The following is a 9,400-nucleotide window of genomic DNA, read 5'->3' as shown; positions in this document are numbered from 1 at the left end:
ATCGTTTCTACCACCAGTTGCTTGAATTCTGGTGTATATCGTTTATTTGGTACTCCTTTTGGCATAAAAATCACCCCACTTGTTATTCAGTATATCATACTGTCTAACAAATGGGGTGCAGTTCAAAGACAAGGATTCCGGCTATTATTGGGTGCTTTAGCTTAACAAAAACCCTAGTTCTACTAGGGGTAAATAAAATACTTTAGTATATTTTTTTTGAATGATAATTACTATGGATTTACTAATTATCAAATGAAGGATAGATATGCAATATTAAATTAACATACTGTATTTTCAATTATAGTACCTGTTTACAGGTTGCAGTGCAAATAAATGCGATGATATTTTTCGATGCCCCTTTTAGGGGTCGGCACGTAATACCCCTTCTAGGGGTTGATCAAAACCACTAGTTTACTAGTGGTTTTGATTTTTGTATTGATTGTGTCACTGTTTCTTACAAGAAGTCTATTTTTATTTCATAGAAAACAGCTTCATTTTTTTATCAGTCGCTTCTTTCACAGCTGCCACCAGATAAGGGAACATATCTGTTGCAGAAACAGCGCCTGCTGCCAATGCTTTTTTGGCACCTTCCGCATATGCTACATTGATATCTGTAAAAATGTTGATTTTGCTGATGCCGCTGGCAATGGCATGACGGAAGTCTTCATCTGTCAAACCGGAACCGCCATGAAGCACCAGAGGTGTATCCATCTGCGCCGCAATGGTTTCGATACGTGCAAAATCCAGTTTCGGAGGAAATTTATAAGCCCCATGGGCTGTGCCTACTGCAATGGCAAGAGCGTCACAGCCTGTATGCTGAACAAATTCTAATGCCTGCGCAGGGTCTGTGTAAAAAGCAGAAGGATCATGTCCAGCCGCTTCCCCTACATGCCCCAGTTCCGCTTCCAGTGTTGCGCCATAGCCATGGGCAATGTCTGCCATTTCTTTCACTTTCTTCAGATTATCTTCGTATGTATCTGTGGAGCAGTCATACATCACAGAAGTAAATCCCAGTTCCAGTGCTTTTACACACAAATCATGGGTCAAGCCATGGTCAAAATGCAATACCACAGGCACAGATGCCCGTTTTGCCATAGGCAGGAGCATATCTGCTGTTTCTTCCAATGTGGCGGTATTCAGCAGTACTTCCGCTGTACCAATGATGACAGGACACTGATTTTCTTCCGCCGCCTGCAAAACACCTTTTGCCATTTCCAGATTCACTGCATTGAAAAGTCCAACGCCATATTTTCCTGCTCTTGCAGGACGCAATACATCATTCAAATTTACTAACATGTTTCTGCCTCCGTTTTCAACAAATCTTGTTTTTCCCAACCATTCTGAATATGTTCCAACTGTTCTGCAAAAGGTTTGATACCACTGAGGGCATCATAAGCCGCTACACAGCTTGCGCCTGTAGCTGACGCCAAATGCAAACAGGTTTCCAAGTCATATCCCTGCAAAAGGGCACTAAGAAAGGCCGCAATGGTGGTGTCCCCTGCACCTGTGCCGGAAAGCACTTGCTCTGGAGTATAACTTTTTTCAAAACCGGATTTCCCTGCCCAATCCAGAAAATGCAATCCGCTTTTTGCTCCCAATTCCTTCTGCACTTCTGCATCTGCCATATCATAATACAGCCCCGGTGCGCCGCATTTGATGAGAAAATTTCTCGCACCCATTGACTGCAGTTTTTCTGCCAAAGGCAAAATATCTGATAAGGATAAAATCCCCGTTACATCACTGCCATTTGCTCTCTCAAGCCACTTTGCATAGGTTTCCGGTGCAATCATCATACACAATTCTTCAATGCTTGGCACAAAGAAATCCACATAAGGCAATACCTGACGCAGGATTTCCTCCCAGTTCTGCTGTGCCGCTTCAGAAGAAGGATCGATTGCTGCCAAGTCCAAAGAAGTCAGCACACCTGATTCATGGACTTTCTGAAAAATGCGCACCAGTTCTTTTCCGTTATTGAGGTACATATTTCGCATGATAGGCGGATATCCAAAGTGGAATAAGTCCGCTTTTGCAATTTCCCCAAAATCTAAATCATCATATGAAAAAGTATGGTTTGCGCCAGGATGATGCAAAAACATACGGTCAATGCCGGGAATGGCAAGGACAATACTGTAAGATGTGGTAGCATCTGCGTCCACAATCATCCCTTCTGCCGCATGGTAGGATTCCAAAATAGAAAGTATGGTCTTTCCTAGAGCATCATCGCCAATCTTGCCCATAAGCTTTGTATCAATACCCAATTTCTGCATGGCAAGTCCTGTATTGGCTACGGCACCGCCTGTATGAATGTCCGCCGCGCCTACGTCAATGAGCTTGCCCGGTTCCAAAATCTTATCCATCTGGGTTCCTCTGCCGCCATGAAAAACAGGCGTAATATCCAGACAGATATGCCCGGCAGCAACGGCTGTACGGTGTTTCTCCATGATTTCACCTCCAAAGGTTTCCAACAAAATTCTGTCCTTATTTTAGCACAATCCTGTCCTTCTGTCATGGGCAAATTCCATGAAAAAAAAAACAAGAGGCAACTGAAGCAACTATCCTTTCAGAAAACGCTGTTTCCCATTCACTTGCTTTCTGAACAGGAACTATAATCGCTGTCTTTTAAAGAAAACATACCCGATAAAATCTCGTAAAAATAGAAATAACTTTGGTAGAAATCCTACCAAAGTTATTTCTATCCTGACAAAACAAAAGCTGAAATCCTTTGTATAGCAAAAGATTTCAGCTTTCTTTGTTTTCTTATGAAGAAGCGAATCAAGGATTGCTTCCTGTTTCTCATCATTTCAATACTTCCGGCAGGAAATGTCCCTTTTCATAGAACAGTTCACCATCTGCATAAATCTTGCCTTCTTTTGTCATATCGTTGATCATATCCCAGTGGATGGCGGAAGTGTTTTTGCCACCAGCCTCCTGAAAACCTTCGCCAATAGCCATATGCATGGAACCACCGATCTTTTCATCGAAAAGAATGTTTTTGGTGTGTTTCTGGATACCATAGTTGGTGCCGATGGCAACTTCCCCAAAATAACGAGAGCCTTCATCTGTATCAATATAAGAAAGAAGATTTGCGTTCTTTTCCGCGTCTTTGCAGACCGCTTCTACAATTCTGCCCTTTTCCACAGTCAGACGCACTTCCTCAAACTCATGACCATTGATGATGGAAGGATAAGAGAATGTGATATATCCATCCACGCCATCTTCTACGGGAGAAGTGAAGATTTCCCCATCGGGGAAGTTTTCCTGCCCACAGCAGTTAATCCATTTTCTGCCTGCCACATTGACACGAATATCTGTATCTTTAGAAAGGATATGAAGTTCTTTTTTGCCGTCCAGATACTTCACCCATTTTTCCTGTTCTGCCGCCATTTCTTTCCATTTGGCAACAGGGTCGGCTTCATAGAGATAGCCAGCCTGATATACAAAATCTTCGTATTCTTCCAGACTCATACCTGCGTTCTGGGCATCACCATTTGTAGGGAACTGGGTACCGCACCAGCGCAGTTCTCCTGTGCCCATACGGTCGGAGTAAATCTTCCGGTTATCCTTATTGGCAAGTCTGCGTTCTTTCAGTCGTTCTGCAGGGATAGACTGCATGGTTTTGGTATTTTCACTGCCCCATGCGCTAATCCAGACATCAGAGGAGGCACAGGCGCCAAAACGGATATTGGGGCGTGCGTACTGCTCTGCTGTGCCATTTTTCAGTATGGTAGCATCTACATCAGGAATATCCACATAATACTCTACTAAAGCCCCCTTCGCCACTGCTGCCCGTGCTACTGCTTTGATAAAAGGCAGTGCACAGTCCTCAGCGGAAATGGCAACCTTATCTCCTGCTTTTACATTGGTAGAATAATTTACCAGCACTTCTGCCAGCTTTTCCAGTCTTTCATCTCTCATGCCCTTCACCTCACTCTACTACACACTGACACATTTTCATGGTCTGCAATGCAGCGTTATGGCTTTCCGGTGTAACCCCTGCACAGCAGGAAGGGTCTACGGTTACTTTTGCTTCCGGCAGTTTTGTTTTAATCAAAATGGCATTGGATACCACGCAAATGTCTGTGCAAAGACCGATGAGTTCAATTTCCACTTCATCCTGTCCAATGGTTTCAAAGTACAGCATATCCGCCAGTTCAGAAGAGCCGAATGTGCCTTTGTTCACGATGACTGCACCTTCCAGCGCCTTTGCCACTTTTTCATTGATCTCCCAGCCTTTTGTGCCTTCCACACAATGAACAACGGGCAGGAATTTTCCTTCCTGTGTTTCCAGATAATCGGCTGTATGGGTATCTCTGGTGGCATAGATGCAATCCTTGGGATATTTCTGAATCTTTGCCACTACATTGTCCACAATGGCTTCCGCTTCTTTTGTACCCAGCGCGCCATCAATGAAATCATTCTGCATATCAATAACAACCAGTAATTTTTTCATGTCGTATTCCGTCCTTTCGGTTCAAAAATAATAGGATTCTGTACTATTGTACCACGGTAAAAAATGGGTTTCAACCAAAAAGGATAGAATGATTTGACATGTGTATATACAACTTTTTATTTCTTTTTCTTCACAGGGCAGCAGAATTCCGTTACATATTCTGCCGGATTCTCTGTTTCTGCCGGACTGACATGATAAATCATAAAATAGTTGCCGTCCCAGTCATAACCATGCTCTGCTACCCAGTTCGCAATTGCCATTGTTACCTGTGTAATTTGTTCATAAGGTCCACGGAAAACAACCCCTGCATAAGTTACTTCCGGCAATTCTTCTGACCGCAATGGAAGTTTTACATTCATAAGAGAAGGGGTTGTCATTTGCACCGCAATATCCACATCACTTTCCCGATATTCCCCATCATAGAACACTGTCATATGCATAGCTGATTGATTTTGTGGAATATTCTGTGTCTGCATTTCTCTATGCAGCGTCTCCCATAGCAATCCTTCCACACTGTAAGAAGGAATCACATCTCTCACGGAAATCACATAATGTTTTGGCAATGTTTTCAAAGTTACTTCATAACCCATATTGATACCACCCTTTCGAAACCATTCCATAGTACTGTCCAGCAAACGAAGCTGCCCTTTCAAAATTTCCTGTTTTTGCAGTAAGTACTCCTTCTGTGCCTGCAAATATGCTTCCTGCGCATCTATGTCATGATAATGACTTAAAATCTCACCAATGGCATTGACACCAAACCCCATCTGACGCAAAGTTTGGATTTTACAGGCGTGCAGCAGCTGCTGTTCCCCATAAAAACGATAGCCTGTAACAGAATCTACGCTTTGAGGTTTTAATATGCCTGCTTCATCATAATGGCGCAGCATACGAATACTGATTCTGGACAATTTTGAAAATTCACCGATTTTTAACATGGTACCGTACCACCTTTCTGTTTCTTTCTGTGCACAAATACAGCATAGACCATTCCATCATGTGAGAGTCAATGCTTTTTTCCAGAAAAATGAAAATCAGCACAAAAAACAGCAGCAACGACCAAATGTCGTGCTGCTGTCCAAACTTACTTGACTTCTGTACCGCCCCATTCCACAACTGTGAAACCATTTCGTTCAAAAGGCTGAAATTCTTGTGGTTTCACTTCAATAGGTTTTTCCAGAGAACGGAATGCCATAAACACCCGCAGGACGCTGTCAGGTGCAGGCTGAATATCCAGTTTTGCCTGCTCTGTGTAGTTTTCCTGTTGGAAAGAAATCAAATTATAGGCATTTTCCTGCATAAAAGGCAGCCAGTAAACAATAAAGTCATTGTATTCTTTTGGTGTCAATCCCATATCAGAAAGGGTTTTCTGCAAAAATGCCGCCGTATCTTCCCCTTTTACCACAAATCCTTCTGAGAAATCCACCTCCAGCTGTCCATTGCCTTCCCAGAACAGATAGGAATATTCCAGCCCGTCGGCATGGTTGGTTAATGTGCCATCGGGCTGTGCCGTTACCTGCCAGCCACCGTCATAAGTGGGATAGGTGACTGTCAAATCTCCGGCATAGTCCAATTTTACAGAAACATCCATAGTTTTTTCAGGGTAAAGATAGATGACAGGTTTTCGATAAAGAGTTGGGTCATTACTATACACTTTTTTCGGCTGAGAAAGAACTTCTGTCACTTTTTCTTCTTCACACCAACCTACATCCATCCCCAGCAAACGGGTGATATCTCTCAGTTTATAAAAAGTATATCCATCAATGACATAACCATCTTCCACCAATCCAATTTTTGTGACATCTAAATCATTTAGCAAAACAGACGCAGATGAGGCATACGCCTTTTTATTCTCTGTTCCTACATCGAAAGTTTTATTCTCAGCAACATACTGATACTTCTCTTTCTTTCTTACAATCGTAATACTGTTTGTTTCCTTCTGATACTGTAAATCAAAATAGTGCATTTCATTTGTGGCATAGGCAGACACCATTTTTGCCATATCCCGCAGACGAAAATAGGTATACCCATCAATGTTGTAGCCTGGCATTTTGGTTTCGGTGCCATCCCAAACTACAGTTTGATGGACAGGCACTGCTATTTTTTCTGTTTTTTCCGCTGCAAAGGCAGTATTTCCCATCAAAAATACAGCCGCTAAACATAAAGCAAACCCTTTCATACAAATCCCCCTTTTCCGTTTTTACTACATCATGTCCCTGTTTTTATGTTAGCACATTTGCGCTACATCGTCATCACAAAATTCTTACGTTTTTCCGTCGGTTTTCCTTGACAGCACAAGGCATTTCGGTTTATCATAATAGCTGATATCGGCTATGACCGGGAATAGTACAAAAGCCCTTTGTCTTCAGAAAACAGGCGGTTGATGCGAGCCTTGGCAAACCTTTTGGAACCTGCCCCGAAAGCTCCGCAGGGAAAATGCGGCGTATTCCGGCGTTAACGGATTTCGAGAGGACAGCAATACGCGCTGTCAAGGAGGGTGGCACCGCCAATGATACCTTGGTCCCTTTGTGTGGGGACGAAGGCTTTTTTTATGGAAAAATGTCCCTCTGGTATCCGAAAAAACAGAAAGATTTTTATAGAGGAGGAAACACCAATGGCAAAAGAAAAGAAATTTGTAGAATCCATCACCGATATGGAGCTGGATTTCCCCCAGTGGTATACGGACGTTGTAAAAAAAGCTGACCTGACAGAATATTCTTCTCTGAAAGGCTGCATGATCATCCGTCCTTATGGCTACGCAATCTGGGAACTGATCCAGAAACAGCTGGATGAACGCTTCAAAGCAACAGGTCATGAAAACGTATACATGCCCATGTTCATCCCCGAAAGCCTGCTGCAGAAAGAAAAAGACCATGTAGAAGGCTTCGCACCGGAAGTTGCTTGGGTAACTCATGGCGGCGACAAAAAACTGGAAGAACGTATCTGCGTTCGCCCTACTTCCGAAACACTGTTCTGCGAACACTATGCAAACATTATCCAGTCCTACCGTGACCTGCCGAAACTGTACAACCAGTGGTGCTCCGTTGTACGTTGGGAAAAAACCACACGTCCTTTCCTGCGTACCATGGAATTCTTGTGGCAGGAAGGTCACACAGCTCACGCTACAGCAGAAGAAGCACAGGAAGAAACTCTGAAAATGCTGAATGTATATGCTGATTTCTGCCGTGACGTACTGGCTATCCCTGTTATCAAAGGCGAAAAAACAGAAAAAGAACGTTTCGCAGGTGCTGCACACACATTCACCATCGAAAGCTTGATGCACGACGGTAAAGCACTGCAGTCTGGTACCAGCCATAACTTCGGCGATGGTTTCGCAAAAGCATTTGGCATCCAGTACACAGACAAAGACAACAAACTGCAGTATGTTCACCAGACCAGCTGGGGCATGACCACCAGACTGATTGGTGCCATCATCATGGTACACGGTGACAACAGCGGTCTGGTACTGCCTCCTATGATCGCACCTACACAGGTTGTTATCATCCCCATCGCACAGCACAAAGAAGGCGTACTGGAAAAAGCTGGCGAACTGAAAGATAGACTTTCTTCCATCTGCCGTATCAAACTGGACGACTCCGACAAATCCGCAGGCTGGAAATTCAGCGAATACGAAATGAAAGGCGTGCCTCTGCGTCTGGAAATCGGTCCTAAGGATATGGAAAAGAACCAGGCTGTTCTGGCAAGACGTGACACAGGCGAAAAAATCATTGTTTCTCTGGATGAACTGGAAACAAAAATCCCTGAAATGCTGAAAGACATTCAGGCAAACCTGCTGCAGAAAGCAACAGAACGCCGTGATTCCAAAACATACGTTGCACACAACATGGAAGAATTTGAAAAAGAAATCAACGAAACACCCGGTTTCATCAAAGCTATGTGGTGCGGCGATCAGGCATGTGAAGATGCCATCAAAGAAAAAACAGCTGCAACCAGCAGATGTATTCCTTTCGAACAGGAAGAAATCGATACCGTTTGCGTATGCTGCGGCAAACCTGCAAAACACATGGTTTACTGGGGCAGAGCATATTAAGATATTAAAATAAAATCTGGTAATAAGCTGTAAAACAGATATTTTTTCGTTTTACAGCTTATTTACTTTCCAGATTGATTTTTTCGTTAATTGCAGCCATCACAATTTGAATGATCTTTGCTCATAATGCTCTTAAACAATTTATAAAGCAATCCTAGCAAAAACAGCAGTGACCAAAAGGAGGAATCTATATGATGCCAGAAGAAAAATCATTTGAAGTTTGGAACGATTATGGTGTTGAAAATTTTGACGAAATGGTCAACTTATTTGCAGCATTTTTAGATGACACCGAAAGCGAACAAGCAGAACAATTAGGAAAATGGGCGAAAAAGCATATCCAACCGATTGATTTTTCAACTACATATGATGATGATTTTGATACTGCATATGATTTTTATCATGCTCTGTTTGCAGAAGGTCTCCCATTTGAGGAATGCACTTTAAAATCTTTTTTAGCAAATTTTGATGTGGACACAGAAGGCGAATGGGCTGAATTTGCAGATTATTTTGATGCGAAGTATGGCTGGTCTGTATACGAAATTTCCCCTTCTGAGAAAACAGAATATGTTGAAGAACTGGAAAGTGATGAAGACTATGACATGTGGTATGAATCTTTATGTGATTGTGCAGATGATTACGAAGATTGAACATGAAAAAAGATACTAAGTAAATTTCCTTTGAGAAAGCACAGTTTTTTAAGTTCTTCATGGAAACAATGACGATTGTCTCCAGAAAAAGCATATTGTAAAAATAAAAAAGCTGGAAGCCTTTGTATGAACTGAACCCAAAAAGTTAGACAATATTTTCAAATTAAAATTGTTTAAGAAGCCAGAAGGGCTTGTTGTCTGTAAATTGCAGGTGGCAAGCCCTTTAACTTTGCTTTGATTCGATGGTTATTA

Annotated in this window: 9 protein-coding genes and 1 other annotated feature; of the genes, 2 read left to right on the top strand and 7 right to left on the bottom strand. The window is 42.6% G+C overall.

Features of this window, described 5'->3' with window-relative positions; translation table 11 throughout:
* Nucleotides 1–471 precede the first annotated feature (471 nt).
* The 6 genes from INF29_RS13105 to INF29_RS14865 form a co-directional block, all read right to left on the bottom strand.
* Nucleotides 472–1,296, bottom strand: a complete 825-nt coding sequence (locus INF29_RS13105; RefSeq protein WP_193487109.1) for a class II fructose-bisphosphate aldolase — start codon at nt 1,294–1,296, stop codon at nt 472–474.
* Nucleotides 1,290–2,441 carry a carbohydrate kinase family protein gene (locus INF29_RS13100; protein ID WP_193487107.1) on the bottom strand — a complete coding sequence of 384 codons (1,152 nt, stop codon included), beginning with the start codon at nt 2,439–2,441 and terminating at the stop codon, nt 1,290–1,292. Before INF29_RS13100 ends, INF29_RS13105 begins: the two co-directional genes overlap by 7 nt.
* Nucleotides 2,442–2,796: 355 nt before the next feature.
* Nucleotides 2,797–3,915: an aminopeptidase gene (locus INF29_RS13095; protein ID WP_193487106.1), complete on the bottom strand. Its 1,119-nt coding sequence runs from the start codon at nt 3,913–3,915 to the stop codon at nt 2,797–2,799.
* Nucleotides 3,916–3,925: 10 nt separating this feature from the next.
* The gene (locus INF29_RS13090; RefSeq protein ID WP_191344986.1) at nt 3,926–4,450 is read right to left on the bottom strand and encodes a cysteine hydrolase family protein; all 525 of its coding nucleotides are present in this window, start codon (nt 4,448–4,450) and stop codon (nt 3,926–3,928) included.
* 116 nt (nt 4,451–4,566) lie between these two features.
* Nucleotides 4,567–5,388 carry a MerR family transcriptional regulator gene (locus tag INF29_RS13085; protein ID WP_191344987.1) on the bottom strand — a complete coding sequence of 274 codons (822 nt, stop codon included), beginning with the start codon at nt 5,386–5,388 and terminating at the stop codon, nt 4,567–4,569.
* Between the two features lie 146 nt (nt 5,389–5,534).
* A complete protein-coding gene (locus tag INF29_RS14865; protein ID WP_243184179.1) occupies nt 5,535–6,629 on the bottom strand; it encodes a hypothetical protein in 1,095 nt (364 codons plus the stop codon).
* Nucleotides 6,630–6,774: 145 nt separating this feature from the next.
* Nucleotides 6,775–6,979, top strand: a binding site (T-box leader).
* An 85-nt stretch (nt 6,980–7,064) separates the two neighbouring features.
* Between INF29_RS14865 and proS the strand changes: the two genes are divergently transcribed.
* Together proS and INF29_RS13070 are read left to right on the top strand one after the other, a co-directional pair.
* A complete protein-coding gene (proS, locus tag INF29_RS13075) occupies nt 7,065–8,501 on the top strand; it encodes a proline--tRNA ligase (protein WP_193487104.1) in 1,437 nt (478 codons plus the stop codon).
* Nucleotides 8,502–8,692: 191 nt separating this feature from the next.
* Complete coding sequence (locus INF29_RS13070; protein WP_193487102.1) at nt 8,693–9,148, top strand: hypothetical protein; 456 nt, start codon at nt 8,693–8,695, stop codon at nt 9,146–9,148.
* Nucleotides 9,149–9,321: 173 nt separating this feature from the next.
* On the opposite strand, the gene INF29_RS15415 is transcribed toward INF29_RS13070, so the two are convergent.
* Nucleotides 9,322–9,400: IS3 family transposase (locus INF29_RS15415; RefSeq protein ID WP_408626509.1), on the bottom strand; the 79-nt coding region annotated here is incomplete at its 5' end.

It is taken from the genome of Anaerotignum lactatifermentans, from assembly GCF_014982935.1.
GTDB classification, from domain to species: domain Bacteria; phylum Bacillota; class Clostridia; order Lachnospirales; family Anaerotignaceae; genus Anaerotignum; species Anaerotignum lactatifermentans.
The sequence above is the reverse complement of the archived record's forward strand: the minus strand, read 5'-3'. Positions and strand labels throughout refer to the sequence as shown.